18 protein-coding genes are annotated in these 19,809 nt (G+C 27.8%); 13 read left to right on the forward strand and 5 right to left on the reverse strand.

Features of this window, described 5'->3' with window-relative positions:
- Window positions 1-127: 127 nt before the first annotated feature.
- Window positions 128-874 carry an early set domain-containing protein gene (locus F811_RS0106325; RefSeq protein ID WP_020004433.1) on the reverse strand — a complete coding sequence of 249 codons (747 nt, stop codon included), beginning with the start codon at window positions 872-874 and terminating at the stop codon, window positions 128-130.
- Window positions 875-881: 7 nt separating this feature from the next.
- Complete coding sequence (gene fliS, locus F811_RS0106330; RefSeq protein ID WP_020004434.1) at window positions 882-1,337, reverse strand: flagellar export chaperone FliS; 456 nt, start codon at window positions 1,335-1,337, stop codon at window positions 882-884.
- 247 nt (window positions 1,338-1,584) lie between these two features.
- Between fliS and F811_RS0106335 the strand changes: the two genes are divergently transcribed.
- The 11 genes from F811_RS0106335 to polA all read left to right on the forward strand — a co-directional run bounded on the left by F811_RS0106335 (window position 1,585) and on the right by polA (window position 14,935).
- Entirely contained in the window at window positions 1,585-2,406 is an 822-nt protein-coding gene (locus tag F811_RS0106335; protein ID WP_020004435.1) for an aldo/keto reductase, read from the forward strand.
- A 363-nt stretch (window positions 2,407-2,769) separates the two neighbouring features.
- The gene (gene flgB / locus F811_RS0106340) at window positions 2,770-3,198 is read left to right on the forward strand and encodes a flagellar basal body rod protein FlgB (RefSeq protein WP_013114932.1); all 429 of its coding nucleotides are present in this window, start codon (window positions 2,770-2,772) and stop codon (window positions 3,196-3,198) included.
- 45 nt (window positions 3,199-3,243) lie between these two features.
- Window positions 3,244-3,705: a flagellar basal body rod protein FlgC gene (gene flgC, locus F811_RS0106345; protein ID WP_008724603.1), complete on the forward strand. Its 462-nt coding sequence runs from the start codon at window positions 3,244-3,246 to the stop codon at window positions 3,703-3,705.
- Window positions 3,706-3,747: 42 nt separating this feature from the next.
- Complete coding sequence (fliE, locus tag F811_RS0106350; RefSeq protein ID WP_020004436.1) at window positions 3,748-4,077, forward strand: flagellar hook-basal body complex protein FliE; 330 nt, start codon at window positions 3,748-3,750, stop codon at window positions 4,075-4,077.
- A 36-nt stretch (window positions 4,078-4,113) separates the two neighbouring features.
- Window positions 4,114-4,896: a hypothetical protein gene (locus tag F811_RS0106355; protein WP_026364370.1), complete on the forward strand. Its 783-nt coding sequence runs from the start codon at window positions 4,114-4,116 to the stop codon at window positions 4,894-4,896.
- A 162-nt stretch (window positions 4,897-5,058) separates the two neighbouring features.
- A complete protein-coding gene (gene murJ / locus F811_RS0106360) occupies window positions 5,059-6,672 on the forward strand; it encodes a murein biosynthesis integral membrane protein MurJ (RefSeq protein ID WP_020004438.1) in 1,614 nt (537 codons plus the stop codon).
- 80 nt (window positions 6,673-6,752) lie between these two features.
- On the forward strand, window positions 6,753-9,647 hold the full coding sequence (locus tag F811_RS0106365; RefSeq protein ID WP_020004439.1) for a methyl-accepting chemotaxis protein: 2,895 nt from the start codon (window positions 6,753-6,755) through the stop codon (window positions 9,645-9,647).
- 129 nt (window positions 9,648-9,776) lie between these two features.
- The gene (locus F811_RS0106370) at window positions 9,777-10,163 is read left to right on the forward strand and encodes a rod-binding protein (RefSeq protein WP_020004440.1); all 387 of its coding nucleotides are present in this window, start codon (window positions 9,777-9,779) and stop codon (window positions 10,161-10,163) included.
- Window positions 10,164-10,224: 61 nt separating this feature from the next.
- Window positions 10,225-10,662: a DUF2752 domain-containing protein gene (locus tag F811_RS0106375; protein WP_020004441.1), complete on the forward strand. Its 438-nt coding sequence runs from the start codon at window positions 10,225-10,227 to the stop codon at window positions 10,660-10,662.
- A gap of 101 nt (window positions 10,663-10,763) precedes the next feature.
- On the forward strand, window positions 10,764-12,092 hold the full coding sequence (locus F811_RS0106380) for a TonB-dependent receptor domain-containing protein (RefSeq protein ID WP_020004442.1): 1,329 nt from the start codon (window positions 10,764-10,766) through the stop codon (window positions 12,090-12,092).
- A gap of 59 nt (window positions 12,093-12,151) precedes the next feature.
- Entirely contained in the window at window positions 12,152-14,935 is a 2,784-nt protein-coding gene (polA, locus tag F811_RS0106385) for a DNA polymerase I (RefSeq protein WP_020004443.1), read from the forward strand.
- A 289-nt stretch (window positions 14,936-15,224) separates the two neighbouring features.
- Here the strand turns inward: polA and miaA are convergent, their stop codons facing one another.
- Genes miaA through gmk form a run of 3 tightly spaced genes read right to left on the reverse strand, consistent with a single transcriptional unit; the run spans window position 15,225 to window position 17,147 of the window.
- Window positions 15,225-16,148, reverse strand: a complete 924-nt coding sequence (gene miaA, locus F811_RS0106390) for a tRNA (adenosine(37)-N6)-dimethylallyltransferase MiaA (RefSeq protein ID WP_020004444.1) — start codon at window positions 16,146-16,148, stop codon at window positions 15,225-15,227.
- Window positions 16,149-16,153: 5 nt separating this feature from the next.
- Complete coding sequence (locus F811_RS0106395; RefSeq protein ID WP_020004445.1) at window positions 16,154-16,570, reverse strand: hypothetical protein; 417 nt, start codon at window positions 16,568-16,570, stop codon at window positions 16,154-16,156.
- 25 nt (window positions 16,571-16,595) lie between these two features.
- Complete coding sequence (gene gmk, locus F811_RS0106400; protein WP_020004446.1) at window positions 16,596-17,147, reverse strand: guanylate kinase; 552 nt, start codon at window positions 17,145-17,147, stop codon at window positions 16,596-16,598.
- Between the two features lie 496 nt (window positions 17,148-17,643).
- On the opposite strand from gmk, the gene gltX reads away from it, so the two are divergent.
- Window positions 17,644-19,089, forward strand: a complete 1,446-nt coding sequence (gene gltX / locus F811_RS0106405) for a glutamate--tRNA ligase (RefSeq protein ID WP_020004447.1) — start codon at window positions 17,644-17,646, stop codon at window positions 19,087-19,089.
- Between the two features lie 17 nt (window positions 19,090-19,106).
- The gene (locus F811_RS0106410; RefSeq protein WP_020004448.1) at window positions 19,107-19,499 is read left to right on the forward strand and encodes a response regulator; all 393 of its coding nucleotides are present in this window, start codon (window positions 19,107-19,109) and stop codon (window positions 19,497-19,499) included.
- Window positions 19,500-19,809: the final 310 nt, after the last annotated feature.

Raw genomic sequence — 19,809 nt, forward strand, 5'->3', positions numbered from 1 at the left:
TTAATACATTATCGTTAAATAATAAAATATATATAGATGAAAATAACGATATTATATATTTTTAATAAAAAAGAGATACTTAAATATAAGTACCTCTTTTTTTATATAAATACATAATTTTATTAAATTAATATTTTATAGTATTAGTTTGATTATAATTTATCAAGATATATGAATGAAGTCTTCCATCGCTTCCTTTATAAACATTCATATTAAGAGGGTCAACCTCCCATATTCTATCAACTACAAAATTGTAATAATAATTTCCTGATTCTGGTCTCAATGTTATAAACCATAAATTATTAGAATATGTCATTGGATATCTTAAACTGTCAAAACCTAATTTATCTGAAGTAAACATAACTTCTTTAGCTGTATTATTGCTGTAGAAGAAAGTAACTGTTCCGTCAGAATTATAAATAGGATTTTTTTCATAAAAACCTATATCATTAGTTAAAACAAAGTAACTTACAGACTGATTATTATTATCATATTCTGTATATGGATTTACAGGATCATTAATCCATACTCCATTAACTCTATAACGGTATGAATATTTACCTGCTTTTAAAGGAGTCTGCCAAAGATAATAATAAACACCATATGAACTTTTAATAAGAGGTATGCTGTCCTCCCAATTATTAAAATCTCCAGATACTTCTACAGAATCATAATTTTCAGCAAAAGTAAATAATACTCCGTCATCTACTATACGAGGTGCCATAACATCTTGTATATTATAATATTTCAAAAACTCAAGGCTATTCATTCTAGCTTCATACTGTTCCATACTTTCATAATCTTTATCTTTACAAGAAATAAAAACCATAGAAAGAATTATAATTGCTGATATTAATGCAGATATTTTTTTCATTGTTATTTCAACCTGTTATATTTAATTTACTTTCGCCTTCATCTTTTTTAGTGCCTGAAGCTTGAGCTTTGTTTTCGGCATTTCCTTTAGCAATCTGTTCTTCGACACCCTCCCAAGCCATTTTAAGTTCTTTAAGATATCTTATTACTTCAAGTAAAGGAGGTTTAGTTTTTGATATATTGCCTTCTGTGAGTTTTTGATTCATATAGGTATATATAGAAGCAAGTCTGTGAGCTATATCGCCTGCTTCGTAATTTAGAGAAGACAAAAGTTCATAAATAATTTCCTGAGCTTTTAATATATTATTATGGGCTTCTTCAGTGCCATGTTTTTTATCCATAGCTGCACAGGCAGTTTCTAAAAACTTTATAGCACCGTCATAAAGCATAATAATTAATCTGTTTTGAGAAGCTGTGCTTACATCAACCTTTTTATATTTTTCGTAACCGTTATTACTAGCCAATTGAATCCCCCAAATATATTATTATGTTAATTGTTTAATATTATCGGAAAATCATAAAAACCATAAGATATTTTTTAACAATTAACATCTTATAAAAAATTTGCTGTAATAATATCTATTATAGCATATAATTATATCTTATAACAGATTTATTTGAAAATTATTGATAATTTAATAAATATTATACACTATTTTTATATTTTCAATAAGTATTATAAATTAATAAAACTACAAATAGGAAAGAATTATGATTAATCTAAAATTAAATAACTCCATAGAAATGCCAATATTAGGACTTGGAGTATATAAAATAACAGATAAAAAAGAATTAGAAAATGCTGTAAGATTTGCAATAGAGGCAGGATACAGAAAATTTGATACTGCACAATTTTACAATAATGAAAAAGAACTAGGAGAAGCAATAAGAAAGACTGGAATAAAAAGAGAAGAAGTATTTATAACTACAAAAATATGGAATACCAAACAAGGATATAATTCTACAAGAAAGTCATTTGAAGAGAGTTTAGAAAAACTCAATATGGACTATGTAGATTTACTTCTTATTCATTGGCCTGGTCAGAACAAAGATAGATATTTGGATACTTACAGGGCTTTAGAAAATATATGCCAGAGTAAGAAGGCAAAATCAATAGGTTTGAGCAATTTTGAAATAAAGCATTTAAAAGATATATTTGCTCATTGTAATATTGCTCCTACTGTCAATCAAATAGAAAGACACCCGAATTTAGCTAGAAATGAATTAGTTAATTTTTGCAAAAAACATAATATGGCTGTAGAGGCTTGGTCTCCTTTAGGAAGAGGAAAACTTTTTGATAATGAAGTTATTATTGATATAGCAAAAAAATATAATAAAACACCTGCTCAAATAATATTAAGATGGAATATAGAGAGCGGTATTTCTGTTATACCTAAATCTGTAAATAAGAATAGAATAGAAGAAAATATTGATGTATTTGACTTTAATTTAGATAAAAACGACATAGAAAGGATTAATTCTTTAGAAAATGGGGATAGAATAGGTTCTGATCCTTTAGTTTTTGATTTTTAATAGAATAGATTTGTTTCAAAATTCAATTTATTAATATTCATAGTTTTTTAATTTAATATTTTTTATTATGGTTGGAGTTTTGCTTGTAAGCAGACAGCCGTATTATTTTTAGACTTGCACTTTCACGAAGCGTATCCGACTTGTCGAGGATATAAGGTTATTTTGACGAAGTCCGTAGAGCGTATGCAGATGTAATAAGATGTAAAAAGAACAATAAAAAAATTACAAACTATATTTGTTTAGGTATAAACTGTATAAAAATATAAAATTTCACACTCCAATGAATAAAAAAATGTTAAAGCAGTTTTTTAATAAACCGAGAATAATTGTAAGTATTATTTTATTATTTAGGATTAAAAAACTATGAATATGTTTGCTGATACAACTTATGCTAAAACTATGACAGTGGCTAAAAAGCTTTTAAATGTTTATGGGCTTAGAGCGGAAGTTATAGCGGATAATATAGCAAATGTATCTACTCCGAATTTTAAAAGAAGCGATGTAACTTTTGAATATCAGCTTGCAAGAGCTTTAGACAGTGAGAAATATGACGGTATGGAAGCTAAAAGAACAGATTCCAGACATTTTCCTTTTCATATGCCTATGAATTATCAGGACGTTGCACCTACTCTTACAGTAGATTATGATACTAGCTATAGAAATGATAAAAATAATGTTGATATAGATAAAGAGATGGCCGAAGAAGCTAAAAATACTTTGCGTTATCAAATGTTTACTCAAATAGTTAATGCTCAGTACAGAGAAATCAGAAGAATGATAGGTAATGCTTAAATAGTCAGTATTTACTAATATTGATTAATGAAGGAGAATAAGAGAATGGGAATATTTTCAATTATTAATACATCAGGAAGCGGTTTAACAGCTCAAAGAACAAGATTGGATGTTATAGCGGATAATATAGCGAATGTTAATACTACAAGAACTACAGAAGGCGGAGCTTTCAGAAGAAGCAGAGTAATATTTAAGCCTAGAGATGACGGAAACAAATATAGAAGCCCATTTTTACCAGAGGCTTTGCAGCCTAATGTTGGTACGGGGGTAAGAGTTTTCAGCATAGAAAAGGATATGGAAACTGCTACAAGATTTGTTTATGATCCTTCTCACCCAGACGCTATTAAATATGGTGAAAAGGCAGGTTATGTAGAGATGCCTAATGTTAATCCTGTTACTGAAATGGTTGATATGATGGAGGCTTCAAGAGCTTATGAGGCTAATTCTACTATGATTCAGTCTGCTAAAACTATGTTTGGAAGTGCTTTGAATATTATTAGATATTAATTAAGATTTATTTTTATAAATTTTTTATAAAAGGATATTTTTATGAACGTTGGAAATGTTGGCGATAATTACGGATTTGTACTTAAAACTACTGACCCTAGACATTACGGACCTGCTCAGCAGTTAAGAAGAAGTTCCAGTAATGATTTGATAAGTAATTTTGGTACTATGTTAAGCGATGCTATTGAAGCTGTTAATCAAAAACAAGTTGACAGAGATAATATCATAGTACAAGCTGGTATAAGACCAGATCAGGTTGATGTATCCGATGTGATGAATGCTATTGCTGAGGCTGAATTATCTCTTAGTTTTACAAAAGCAGTTGTAGACAGAGCAGTAAGAGCATATCAGGAAGTTACAACTTACAGATAATTAGATAATAAAGTAAAATATAATAAATAAGAAATAATGAACAATAATAAGCTGTTCTCCTTCAAAAAAGAGTTATTAAGGGCAAGCGTTTATGGTGTGATAGCCATAGCGTTTGCCAACTTAATTTTTTTCTCTATATACAATAATAATCAAATATATATAACAATTATTCTTATAATTCTTGAAATAATCACCATTGTATTTTTATATTTAGAAGCATCAAGCATAAACAAAAGAAAATTGATATTTATAAAAAATAATTCACAGCTAGAACATATTTTAAATAAAAATGTAACTAAAGAGCATATTATAGATAGGCTTAGATATTTTGGATATAGTATGTATTCTATTAATTCATCAAGAGTGTTTATAAATGCGGATGTAATAAAAAATAAAAAATCTATTACAATACATGCATACTATTTCTTTTTAGCAGATATTGATAAAGACGGCGAAGGTATTTTAAATAATATAAAAAATGAAGCAAATGAAATATTTGATTTATATATAGATGATAATCAAAAACTTTTTAGAAAAAATGAAAACGATGATAAAGATAAAATATTAAAAGCTAAATTATACAATCATGCAGTTTTTATTTTTTACGGAAATAATATACCAAATAGATTAATAGAAATGTCAGAATATGGATATACAAAAGAAAAATTATTAAACACTAATGCTCAAATATTTACCGTATCATATCTGCCTAATGAAAATAAATTATATTTTGCAGAAGCTATAGAAAATGTTATAAATATATCTAAATTTCCAAAGAATGATTTTATTTATATAATCAAAGATATTTTTTCATTGTAAATAATTTTTTATAAATTGATTATTATGATTTACAAGTATAATATTGTTTTTTATTATTTTTCGATTTATATTTTTATGATAGTTAATGTATACTGTTATTATATAAATAATTAAGATTTTATATTTTGATTTATATAATTATATAGCTTCGATAGAGGAAATATGTCAGAAAATAAAAATGTAAGCAAAGAAAAAATAGCCAAATCATCATTAAAAATGTCGCTTGTAACAACAATAAGCAGAGTATTTGGACTTGTCAGAGATCAAATACAGGCGACATTACTGGGAACTACATTTATAGCTGATGCTTTTGCTATAGGTTTTATACTTCCAAATCTTTTAAGGCGTTTATTTGCTGAAGGTAATATGGTGGCAAGTTTTATACCAGTATTTACAGAGCTTGAAAAAGAAAAGGGAAAAGAGGAGTCAAAAAAGTTTTTTAGGGCTGTTTTTACACTTCTTGGATTAATACTTATAGGTGTTGTTGCTGTTGGTATTATAATTTCTCCTTTGTTAGTTAATATACTTTACAAATCTGGAAAAGATAATATAGAAGCATTAAGTTTGGCATCTGATTTATCAAGAATAATGTTTCCATATCTTTTATTTATATCATTAGCAGCATTAATGCAGGGAGTTCTTAATATAAGAGGATATTATTACATTTCGGCAGCTAGTCCTATACTTTTAAATACAGTTATTATATCTATGGCACTGTTTTTTTATTTTTTTATGCCTAATTTTTTCAGCAATATGGCTTATGTATTTGCATTTGCTGTATTACTTGGAGGATTTGTGCAGTTTGTGTATCAAATGCCTTTTGTTCATAGACAAGGATTTAGTTTTAAGCCTTATTTCAATTTTAAAGATCCTTATGTTATAAAAATGATAAAGTTATTTGCCCCCGGTATATTTGGAGCTAGTATATATCAGATAAATTTACTGGTATCTACTGCATTTGCAGGTGCTATTGGAGAGGGTAGGGTTTCTGCTGTTACATTTGCTACTAGAATACATGAATTTGTATTAGGGGTTTTTGCTGTAAGTGTTGCAACAGTTATGCTTCCCACTTTAAGCAAACTTATAACAGACAACAAAAAAGATGAGGCTGTTGAAACTTTATCATATTCTTTAAGACTTGTGGCATTAGTTACTATTCCAGCCACTTTCGGGTTTATAGTGTTAGGTAAAGAAATAGTTAGAATGATATTTGAATATGGGGCATTTTCTTCAAAATCTACATATTTGGTATCAAGTGCTTTAAGGTATTTATCTATTTCATTATTTTTTGTAGCTAGCTATAGAATACTTGTACAGTCATTTTATGCTATGAAAGATATGAAGACTCCTGTTTATATAGCGTTTTTTACATTTATAATCAATGCTGTTAGTAATTATTTGTGTGTTTATGTATTTAAATTCGATATTATTGGAATATCTATATCAAGTGTTATTGCAAATATTGTATCTTTTTGTATACTATATGTATTACTTATGAGAAAGTTGGCTGTAAAGTCTATAATAAATAAAAAGATAGAGATAGTGAAAACGGCAGTATCCAGTTTATTTATGGCGGCTTCTGTTTACGGAGTTAAATATTATTTATTATCAAATGCAGCTGATTCTAGGATATTTTTTATATTTAAAGTATTTATAGTAATACTGTTGGGAGTTTTATCATATTCTATTATCAATATAGTGATAAGAAATGATGATTTTATATCTTTTATTAATATGTTTGTAGGCAGATTATTTAGAAAGTTTGTAAGAAAATAATAAATATCACTCTCAATAATAAATCAGAAATATCCGATAAGTTAAGTAGTAATTTTTTTAATAAAGATAAGGTTTTTTCTATGAGTCTAAAAAATAAGGTACTTTTATTAGTTATTATCGTTGTAATTTTAGCATTATCTCCTACAATTTTTATAAATACAAAGACTAATAAAGAAGCATTATACAATTCGGCTATGAATGTTTCGCAGAATTATTTTTATGATGTAGGTTCAACATTTGATAATATATTTTCTTCAACTACAGTAGGTACGGTGTCTTTGGCAGATATAGCTACAGTATCTTATGATTTGTACTCTACAGGAAGTGTTGCTGATGTTGCTACAAACATTAGAAAAGTTATTTATCGTTTCCATAAATCTCAGACAGCTTTGCATCATATTATAGCAAACGGAATATATTTTGAACCAAATATTATAGAAAATAATCCTTATATGAGAGGTATTTATTCATTATATCTATATGATGTAGGAAATACTGGAAATATGCAGCCTAAGATAGAGAATGCAGGCGAGAACTATACTCAGGAGGAATTTTATTCTTTAGCTTTGCCTGATAATTGGAACAGAGAATCAAAAAGGCCTAGAAATATTTATTATTCTTCTCCTTATCTTAAAAATATTGATAAGCCTCAAAAAGTCATCTCTTTTTCTTCACCTATATATTCAAGTGTAAATGATAATCTTATAGGAGTTTCTTTATCAGATCTTTCTTTGGATATAGCTTATGAAATGCTTACAAATATAGTAAAAACAGGTCCTTTTAATACTGTTATTTTTGATTCAAGAAATAAAAAGATAGTTTATCATGATAATCCTAATTATATATTAAGCAGTATAGAAGATATAGAATGGATTAATAATGCTATCAATAATACTACATTTTATACTAATACAAGAGTGAGAGAAAATTATCAAGTTGGAAACGAAAATTATACATTATTTTTCAGACAATTTGATAACGGATTCTATAATATATTCATGTATGTTCCTACAACTTTCTTTTACAATGTACTTACTACAACCAATAATACAATATTCTTAATATTAATAGTTGCTATACTTATTATTATAATAGTACTAAATATAACAATACCTATATCATTAAAACCTTTAGATAAAATTTCTCAGGAATTGGAGTCTGGTGTATTTGATAATAATATATTTGTAAATGTAACTAAAATTAATTCTAGGGATTCTTTGGGGGATTTAAGTACTTGGATAAGAATATTTTTTGATATGGTTCAGCATGTATTTTCAAGCGTATCAAAAACACTTAAAGTATCAAAGGAACAGAGTAATGCTTTAAAAGCTAAAATGACAGATATTTCTGAGGCTGCTGGTGCTATGACAGAGAATGTAAGTTTGATAATAGATAATATATCATCTCAGCAGACAGAGTTTAAGCATGTAGAAAGCAGTAATTTGGAAATATATAAAATTATAGCATCAAGTTTGGCACAACTTATATCTATTGATGATATGACTAATAATCTTCAAAGTAAAATAGATGATCAGTCAGTGAGTTTGAATCAGATAAACTCTCTTACTGTAACTATGCAGAAAGATATGCAGGAGGTATCTACTTCTGTAGGTAAAGCTAAAGAAGAATCAGAACATGTTGTTTCTTTGGCACAGGACAGCAAAGACAAAATAGTAAAAACAGAAAATATTACAAAATCTTTAATATCTTCAATAAGAGGTATTACAGACTTTGTAAACTCCACTATAGATATATCACAGCAAACTAACATGCTTGCGATGAATGCAGCTATTGAAGCAGCACATGCAGGAGAACAAGGTAAAGGTTTCGCAGTTGTTGCTGAAGAGATAAGAAAATTGGCTACTACTACAAATATGCAGTCTGAGAAGGCTTGGAAGATACTTAGAGACATAGAAAAAGAAATGAATCAGATTATGTCCAGTATGACAGAGAGAATAGTGGCAACAGAAGATATGCTTGCTAAAATGCAGAATTTTGTTAATACTATGAATAGAGTGAAAAAAGTAGCTGATGAGAAATATGTTTCTACCAAAGAAATAAGTGTTTCTATAGAGAGCTTGTACGATGCTGTAAAAGTTATTAAAGAACAATATACTGATTTGCATGGAAGAATATCTGTTGCCAAAGATGACTTGGTTAATCTATCCGATTTCTCTAAGAAAAATGATGAAGCTATGAAATTAGTATCTCAGAATACTGATGATATAGTTTCTAAAACTCAGGATATGGGCAGTCAGATAGGAAATGTATTTGATCTTATAAAAGAAATAGAGCAGCTTTCTACTGTTGCAAGCGATTCTGTAGATGATCTTGAAAAAGAGATGTCTAATTATGTTATTAAAGACTTTGAAGAGGTACTTAAAGAAAAAATTAAGATTATTAATGAAGGCGACAGAGCCTATAGCAGAAAACCTTTTGTTCAAAGCCTTTATAAATTTGTAGTTGCTTCTTTTGGTAAAGAGAAGTTCCAGAATCTATTGGAACAGATGCCTGATGAGTGCAGATATATATTTAAAGATATTACTAAAACTAAATTTAGAAAGAAATATCCTTTATCTTCTTCATTCTTTATACCTATGACTTCTATAATGGATGAGTTTTATGATGGTGCAAGAGAAGGTATAAGAGAAAAAGCAAGATATGATTTTAAGAAATTCTCTTTCTTTACAAAAATGTTTATTAAAATAGCATCTAAAAATGCTTTGGCTGATGTATTTGTTAACTTCAATAAAAAGATGTTTAAAAATATACATATAGAAGTGGTTAAGGCTGAAAAAAGACGTATAATTTATCATTTACAGTATTTCCCTAATTATGATTCTATTATAGAAACATATTATGATGAAATGATAAAAAATATATTCAGATTCAAATATCCTAATGGTTCTAAAGTAAAAATGACAAAATCTATAAGTAAGGGATATATCTATACTGAATATATTGTAACTTGGTAATATATAAAAACAGAGTATTAATAAAGCCTAAGTCTTAATAAATTTATGAGATTTGGGCTTTTTTATTGCTAATAGCTTTATATATTTTTCCGAAAAAAGAGTATATAAATTTATTATTAGGGATAAATTATGAATATAACTGATAAATATAATTTGAGCATGAATAGTGCCAATTTATCAAAATTAGAAAATACCAAAAAACAGTATGGAAATGCAAAGTTCTCTATAGATGAGAATATACAAAATACATCTGATAATAATGCTGTATCAAAGTACGTAAAAGATTTTGAGAAAAAACGTCTTAGACAGGTTTCAGAAGATTTTGAGGCTTTGATGATTAATCAAATGCTTAAAGAAATGAGAAAAACAGTAGATAAAAGCGGTTTGATAGACGGAGGCATGGCTGAGCAGATATTTGAAGATATGCTTTATGATGAATATGCAAAAGAGTTTTCAAAAACAAAAACTTTCGGTCTTGCTGATATTATATACAATCAAATGGAAAAATATGTTTGAATATTTATTATATTCAATTTTTTGACTTTAATATCTATAACATATAATTTTTTATAAAGTTATGAAGATATTAAAATTAATACTATTAGCTTTTTTAGCTTTGTTTATCATTTATGACAGTAAAAATCATATTAAATATTATAATATAGAAATAGGAGAACTCTGTTTAATAAAAAGAACTACAGGTTTTCCTTGTCCTGCCTGCGGTATGACTAGGGCACATATAGAAGCTCTTAGATTAAATTTTAAAAAAGCATTTTATTATCACCCTTTATTTATACTTCCTTCAATTATATTTGCTGTTATTATATTAAGAAATAAATCAAAAACAGCAGATTATATTTATAACAACAAATATATAATATTTGCGTTTTTATTTATTTTTGTTGCAGTCTATATAGTAAGATTTGTATTATTGTTTCCGCATAAAGAGCCTTTTACATATAATTATGACAGTAATTTATATAGTATATTGAAATTTTTTAAAAATATATTTTAATATTTTTATAACTTTTATATATAACTTATTTTCCAAAATATTATTTTTTTGGTTTATTTTTTATAGTTGGAAGTTTCTTTAATAGAGTGCAGGAATATAAAATGAGAAATATATTATTATTAATATTACTATGTGTATTTTTATATTCCCCTCTTTACTCTGAAGAGGAAATTGATGATTATGAAAATACTGATGATATTCAGGTCTTACATAAAGAAAAACAGCTTCTTATAGATAGAGCAATTATAATTAGAAAAAGTCAGATAAAAGTATCAAAGTCCAAAAATATAGCAGAATTAATTAAAGAGTATGCTAATATAGATATAAAAAATAAAACAGTATATTCTCAGTCTACTTTTATATTAAATGGTGAAATATTAAATAATGAAGAGAAAAAGGTTTATCTTTTTTTGTATGATAAAAATAATATAGATTCTATAGATATCAATTATCATGTTTTAAGCGGATCTATAGTGTATAATATTTTAAGTAAAAAATATGCTGAAGCAGAAAAGGTTTTATATGTTAATTTATCAAGAGATGTTCAAATAGATTCTGATAAAACTATCAAATATAAGAAAACACAGACAAATGAAAGCAAAACTACTGGAAAGATGAATTTACTTGAATATAATTTAAAAAATGAAAATAATAGTTCATTAAAATTTAACGTTAATACTTCTGGAGAAGAAAGGGGAGGAAGTACTAAAAAAAGTACATCTGCTGATTTTAGGTCATATGTTAATGGAGACGTAAATTTTAATGTAAATCCTATAAAACAAATAACTCTCACAGGTAAATATTTTGTTAATATGCAGACGGATATTGCTCTTCTTAATAAGGGATATACTAATAATATAAAATCGCAGAATCTATATCAGGGGGGAAATATAGGATTAGCATTAAAACCTCATGATATAGTAACTATAGAAGCCGTATATTTTGTAAGCTCCAAAAAAAACTTATTAACTAATAATAATGAGTATTTAACAACTCAGGGAAGCAAAACTAGTGTAACATTCAGCATACCTATAAAAGATGTTAATTCTACAATAAAAATAAAAGGAAATTATTCATATTTGGTTGGTAAGAATTTGTATAATGTAAGCGTGCAAAATGACAGTCTTCCGGGGCTTCCAAGGCATCAGTTTAATACTTCTCTTGAGTATGTGTATAGTAAAAACAGTAAATTTGAATCAAGTATTCTTCTCAATGTTCAGTATATAGGTGATAAATACAATAATACAACAAAATCAGAAGCAGATAAATCTTATACTACTTTTGATGTGATAAGTTCATTTGTATTTAAAAAAGATATATCATTAAAACTAGGTATCAAAAATATATTGGATGTAAAGTATGAAACTATTAAAGGATATCCCATATCAAGCAGAGAATATTTTGTAAATGTTTCTGCCAAATTACGATAATAATTAAGTTATAGTTTAATATTTATTAATCTATTAAAATAACAGTATATGGAAATATTATGAAAAAAACTTTTCTTATTATCGATGCTTTCGGTATACTTTACAGATACCACTTTATTTTTCTAAAAAGACCTCTATTAAACTCTAAGGGGCAGAATGTTTCATCTATTAATGGGTTTATGAGAACTTATTTTTCTCTTATAAATACCTATCCTGCAGAATATACAGCTATAGCTTTAGACAGTTCAAGAAAAACATTCAGAAATGAAATATATAAAGAGTATAAAGAAAACAGAGAAAGTATGCCTGATGATTTGAGAAGTCAGATACCTATACTTTATAATTTGATAGATGCTTTGGGAATATCAAGAATAGTGCTTGATAATTATGAGGCTGATGATATTGTAGGAACTATTGCTGAAAAAAATAAAAAAGAGAATATTAAAACTATTATTTATTCTCCGGATAAAGATATACTTCAGCTTGTATGCGATGATGTTAGGGTAGTGGCTAGCAATAAAGATAATGAGCTTATGGAGTATGATGAAGAGACTGTTAAAGAGAAGAGGGGAGTTTATCCTAATCAGATAATAGATTTACTTGCTTTAATGGGGGACGCTTCTGATAATATACCGGGAGTTAAAGGTGTAGGGGAGAAAACAGCTTTAAAACTTCTTGAAGAGTATAAGAGTTTAGACGGTATATATGAAAATATTGATTCTATAAAAGGAAAAGTGCAGGAAAAATTAATAGAATCAAAAGACATGGCATATATGAGCTATAAACTTGCTACTATAGAAAAAAATATAAAAGATTTTAATTTGGATTATGATGAGATAGCAAAAAATAAAATAAATATTGAAGAAGTTAATAAAATATTAGATGAACTAGAATTAAAACAAATAAGAGATAAAATTAATTCTTATATATACGGAGTAAGCAGCAAAAAAGAAGAAAAGGTAAAAATATCAAATAATGCTGCTGATTCATCTAAAGCTGAAGAAAATAAAAAAGAAGATAAAAAAGATGAAAGCCCAATACTCAGTGCCAAAGATAATAAAGCAAGCTATTATTTAATAGAAAATGAAACAGAATTAAAAAATTTATTAAATGATATTAATAGCAAAAAATTAGTATGCGTAGATTTTGAAACTACAGGTCTTGATGTATTTAAAGATACTATAATAGGAATATCTTTTGCGATAAGGTCTAATGAAGCATTTTATTTAGATGTAAGCGGAAGAACAAATATAGATAAAGATAAATGTTTAAATATGGTATTTGAAACTTTAGCCAAAGAAGATATAAAAGTTATAGGGCATAATCTTAAATATGAATACAAAATGATGAGGGCTATCAATAAAAGTTTTGGAAATATGTATTTTGATACTATGGTAGCGGCATATTTGATTAACCCAACAAGAGGAAGATATAATATGGACGATTTGGCTATAGGATATCTTTCATACAATACTATTAAGTACAGCGATATAACAGATAATGCTAAAAAAACTTTATTGGACGTGCCTTTAAAAGATGTTGTTGAATATGCATGCGAAGATGCGGATATAACATTTAGATTTTATGAATGCTTTGCTCCTCTTTTAAAAACACATAATCTTGAGGAATTATTTTTTAATATAGAAATGCCTCTTGTAAGCGTACTTGCCGATATGGAGTTTGATGGAGTATATATAAGCAGCGAAAAAATGAAATCATTATCCGATGAATATTCTTCTCTTTTAGAAAAAACAAAGAAAAAAATATATGCAGAAGCTGGAGAAGAGTTTAATATTCAGTCACCAAAACAGCTTGAATATATACTATTTGATAAAATGGGAATACCTCCTACCAAAAAAACTAAAACAGGATTTTCTACCGATGAGGAAGTATTAACAGAATTATCACAGAAGTATAAAATAGCTGAGTATATGCTCACATACAGAAAATACGCAAAATTAAAAAACACTTATCTTGATGTATTTCCTACTTTGATAAATGAAAAAACTGGAAGAATACATGCTTCATTTAATCAGACGGTAACGGCTACTGGACGTTTATCATCATCAGAACCTAATTTGCAGAATATTCCAGTAAGGGGAGAAGAGGGCAGAGAAATAAGAAATACATTCATAGCTGAAAAAGGAAATTTACTTATAGCAGCAGACTATTCTCAAATAGAATTAAGACTATTAGCACATTTCAGTAATGACCCTGTATTAGTAGAAGCATTCAAAAATAATGATGATATTCATAGAAAAACAGCAATGAAAATATATTCTGTAAGTAAAGAGCATGTAACTGCTTCAATGCGAAATATAGCTAAAATAATAAACTTCTCTATTATTTATGGTAAAACAGCATTCGGACTTTCAAAAGAGCTTGGCATAAAACGTAAAGAAGCAGAAGATTTTATAAAAGGATATTTTGCTACTTATTCAAGGGTAAAACCTTTTTGCGAGGAAGTTGTTGAAGAAGTAAGAAATAAAGGCTATGTTCGTACTATGTGCGGAAGAATTAGAGATTTATCAAAGACTATAAACTCATCAAATGCTATGGCTAGAAATGAGGCTGAGAGAATGGCTTTAAATACTCTTATTCAGGGAAGTGCTGCAGATATGATAAAGGTAGCTATGGTTGCTATACATAAAGAGTTTAAAAATCATTTTAAAACTGCAAAAATAGTTATGCAAGTTCATGACGAATTAGTAGTGGAAGTTTCAGAGGCTGAAGCAGATAAAGCTATGACTATAATGAAAGAGATAATGGAGCATTCAGTAAAAACTAATGTTCCTATAACAGTTGATATACATAAGGGCAACAGTTGGGGCGAGGTTCATTAAAATTATGATATATATTTTGAGTTTTCTATATGATAGACTTTTTTAAGACTACTTGACAAGATTATATATAAAATTTTGATAATTTATAAATTATCAAAGTAATGTTTTATATGTTGTATAACTTATTATTTTAGTATATAAATATGCAGTCCTTTTGCTTCTTTGGGTCACCAAAAGAAGTAGGGTCTGGGGCAAAGCCCCAGTTATAAAATAAAAATACTAAAAATTGAAATAGTATAAATATTTCTTAATTTGGTTTTGAAACAAGTCTAATATTCTTATTTTTTTATCAAATATTATAAAAATTTTTTATTGTTTCAGCTACTTTATCCAAATCATTTCCATTTATTCTCATATGTTCTTCTCTTCTAAACCAAGTAAGCTGTCTTTTAGCAAAATTTCTAGTACGCTTTTTTATAAGTTCAATAGTTTCTTCCAGAGACATAGAATTATTAATCAAATAATCATAGACTTCTTTATATCCTATGGCCTGCATAGATGTATAATTATTATCAATACCCATATCTATAAGTTTTTTTACTTCATCAACAAGTCCTTTTTTAAACATTATATCAACACGCTTATTTATATTATCATAAAGAATGTCTCTTTCAATATCGATTATATAACTTAAATATTCTAAATCAATTACAGGTTTTCTCTGTTTTTTTAATTCTGAAAATTTTTTTCCAGTGTTATAGTAAACTTCCAAAGCCCTTACAACTCGCCTGCTATTAAATCTATCTATATTTTCAGCGGCTTCTTTATCTATTTCTAAAAGCTCAGAATATAGGTTTTCAAGTCCGTATTTATCTATCCTGTCATAAAGCTCTTTTCTGATTTTAAGAGAATTTTCTTTATTATCATTTTCTTCATCGAATATACCGTATTTTATAGCGTCTATATAAAATCCAGTACCTCCTACACCAAATATAGGTTTGTTATCAATGCTTTCAATAACATTTTTAAATATATCAAGATATTCTTTTATATTGAAGTTAATATTAGGTTCGAGTATATCAACCATTTTATAGTTATATTTATCAATTTCTGATTTGGTAGGTTTAGCTGAGCCTATATCCATATATCTATAAACTTGTATGGAGTCTATAGATATTATGGCGGCATTATTAAAATATTTGTCTATCAATTTATGAGCAAAACTGCTTTTTCCTGATGCTGTGGCACCAGATATAAAAACTATTTTTTTCACTTTATTTATTCATCTTTCTTTTTAGAAGCTCTTTTCTTCTTTTTAGGTTTTTCATCATCTTCCTGATAATCTTCATAATCATCATCATCAGAATCATCTATATCAGGAGCTATGTATTCTGCAGCTGTCTCTTCTTCTGAATTATCTTCATCAGATTTATACTCATTTTCATCATATACAGTTTCAGTATGTTTGAAAGGTGCTTCTTCATCTATAGTCATGTCCACGCCTTCTTCATATTCATACTTAATTTTTCCGTCAAGTATATTTTTCATAACAGTAGGTATGTATTTTCCGCCTCTGTATTTAGTTTCACCTTTAAGAAGTGTAGAACCATTTTTAGCTAATTCTATCATAGCTCTGCTAAGTTCATAGCGATTACCTTTATATTCTATAAGTTTCTCTAACGGTATTATACCCATATATTAAACTCCATATAATTGATTTTTATAATTTAGAATTGATAGCTTCTTCTAATTTTGTATAAGCTTCTTCAATATCATTGTTTTCTATAACAATGTCAAATTGGTCTTTATATTCTAATTCTCTTTTGGCATTCCATATTCTCAGTTTGATACTTTCTTCTGTTTCAGTGCCTCTTTCTTCGAGTCTTTTTTTCAGTTCATCTATAGAAGGAGGAGTTATGAATATATAATTTGCATCTATACCTTTTTCTTTTATATATAATGCTCCCTGAATATCTATATCCAGTATTAAAATAACATTTTCATCATCGGCTTTTTCTAATTCTTTGAAAGATGTTCCGTAATAATTATCATGCACAGAAGCCCATTCTATAAAATCGCCTTCATTAATCATTTGTTCAAACTTTTCTTTGTCTATAAAATAATAATCTTTGCCTTCAACTTCATTAGGACGCTGAGGTCTGGTGGTATAAGAAACGCTGAAGGTTGCGTTGGGGTGATTGGATAGATATTTTTTTATTAAAGTAGTTTTACCTGCAGCTGATGGGGCTGTAATAACAACGATATTACTCATAGTACACCAAATATAGAATTGTGATTAAGTATATCATATTGATTTAAAAAAAGCAAGTTTTAATATAATAAATTTTATATTAGACTTGTTGCAAAACTAATTTTATTTATGATAGCGGGGACTAGCCCCCGCCCCCCCCACTTCTTTTGGTGACCCAAAGAAGCAAAAAGACTGCATATTTATATACTAAAATTATAATTTATACAACATATAAAACATTGTTTTAACAATTTATAAATTATAAAAATTTCATATATAATCTTGTCAAGTACTTTTGAAACAAATATATTGTAGTTATATACAAAAACTCAGAAGTTTTTATATTAAAAGTTATGCAATATATACTGTAAATAAATATATATAACCATAAACTAATATATTTATAATGTATTATTTTGCTTAAAATTTATTTTTGCATAAAACATTTATATTAATTGATATTTATTTGTTTTGATGTATAATTAGGAAAGTTTAAAAAGAACAAGGAGTAATTTTTATGTCGGATATAAGAGTTCGTTTCGCTCCATCTCCAACAGGTTTTTTACATATCGGAAATGCTAGAACTGCATTATTTAATTGGCTGTATGCCAAAGCTATAAAAGGTAAATTAATTTTAAGAATAGAAGATACCGACCAAGAAAGAAGCACTAAAGAAGCCGTTGATATGGCTATAAAATCTTTAAAATGGCTTGGTATAGATTGGGACGAAGGTCCTGAAGTTGGAGGAGATTACGGACCATATTTTCAGTCTGAAAGACTTGATATATATAAAAAATATACTGAAAAACTAATGGAAGAGGGTAAAGCATACTATTGTTTTTGTACTTCTGAAGAGTTAGAAAAAAAATCTAATATGCAGAGAACTCTTAATCAGCCTATTATTTATGACGGCAAATGTAAGGATATACCTTTAGAAGAGGCTAAAAGAAGGGTAGCTAATGGAGAACCTGCTAAAATAAGATTTAGAGTACCTAAAGGTCAGGTTGTTACTTTTGATGACTATGTAAGAGGTGTTGTAAAGACAAACAGTGATGAAATAGGCGATATCATTATTGTAAGAGAGAATGGCTTTCCTACTTACAACTATGCTGTAGTTATAGATGATATGCTTATGAAAATTTCTCATATTATAAGAGGTGAGGATCATATATCAAATACACCTAAACAGATACTTATTTATCAGGCATTAGGTGCTGAAGTTCCTAGATTTGCTCATACTTCTTCAATACTTGGAAATGACAGAAAGAAATTGTCAAAAAGACATGGGGCAGCAACCTTAATGGAATATAAAGATGAAGGATATCTTCCTCAGGCTATGAGAAACTTTTTGGCTTTGCTTGGCTGGACACACCCAGATGCTTTAGAGACTATGGTTGATGATGATATGATTAAAGCTTTTAAATTAGACCGTTTCTCTAAAAGTCCTGCTATTTTTGATACTGCCAAATTAAGATATTTAAATGCTTGGCATATTAAAAATACAGATTTGGATGAAATAACTAAACTATTTATACCTTATTTAGTTAATGGCGGATTTTTAAAAGAAAATTATACAGAAACAGAATATGCTTGGGCTAAAAAACTGGTATCAGTTATAAGACATAACTGCGTTGTTTTATCAGATATTGTCAAATATGTACCAGTATTTTTTGAAAATGATTTTGAGCTTACAGATGAAATGAAAGAGCTTGTAAACAAAGAAGAAAGTAAAAAACTTCTTCAATTCATCAAAAATGAGATAGAAAATACCGATGAAATCACAGATGAATATATGAAAGCATTGATTAAAAAAGCACAGAAAGAAACAGGATTAAAAGGACCTAATCTATACCACCCAATACGTTATGTATTGACTGGAAGTGCAGCAGGAAGCGAATTGTCTCATATATGCGAACTTCTGGGCAAAAAAAATGTTCTTTACAGATTATCTAAATACATTTAATATTGGGGAATTAAAATATGATAAATGGTAAACCTTTGATACTTGCTGTAGATGACGAAGAGCCTATTAGGGATCTTATTACATATACTTTTGAGCCTCATAATCTTGAAGTTGTTACAGCAGAAAACGGCAAATCGGCTATAACTATATTAGAACATAATCCAGTAGATGTTATTATTACAGATTTGCTTATGCCTTCTATGACAGGGCTTGCTCTGATAAGAGAGATGAAAAAGAGAAAAAGTTCTATACCTATCATAATAATTACTGCTTACGGCAATACTGAAATGGTAAAAGAGATTATTGCTGAGGGAGTATTCAGACTTATAGAAAAACCTCTTGACTTTGATGTATTGGTTCCAATAGTTCATGAGGCCATAGAATATAAAAATAAGCAGGAAAATAAATAAATTAGTTTTTAATTATAAAAAGGCTTGAGTTATTGAAACTTGAGCCTTTTATTTTTTATTTATATACATTTTGCTGCATAAAAATCTATGAGTTAGTTTGTTGTATTATATTATAATATTTAAAACTTTCATAAAAAATATTATAAAAAATATTGACATAATGAAATATAAATATATAATGTCTTTATGTATAATTTTATCAATAATATAATTATCTCCAAGCTCCAAGCTCCAAGCTCCAAGCTCCAAGCTCCAAGCTCCAAGCTCCAAGCTCCAAGCTCCAAGCTCCAAGCTCCAAGCTCCAAGCTCC

It is taken from the genome of Brachyspira innocens ATCC 29796 (assembly GCF_000384655.1).
Lineage (GTDB): Bacteria > Spirochaetota > Brachyspiria > Brachyspirales > Brachyspiraceae > Brachyspira > Brachyspira innocens.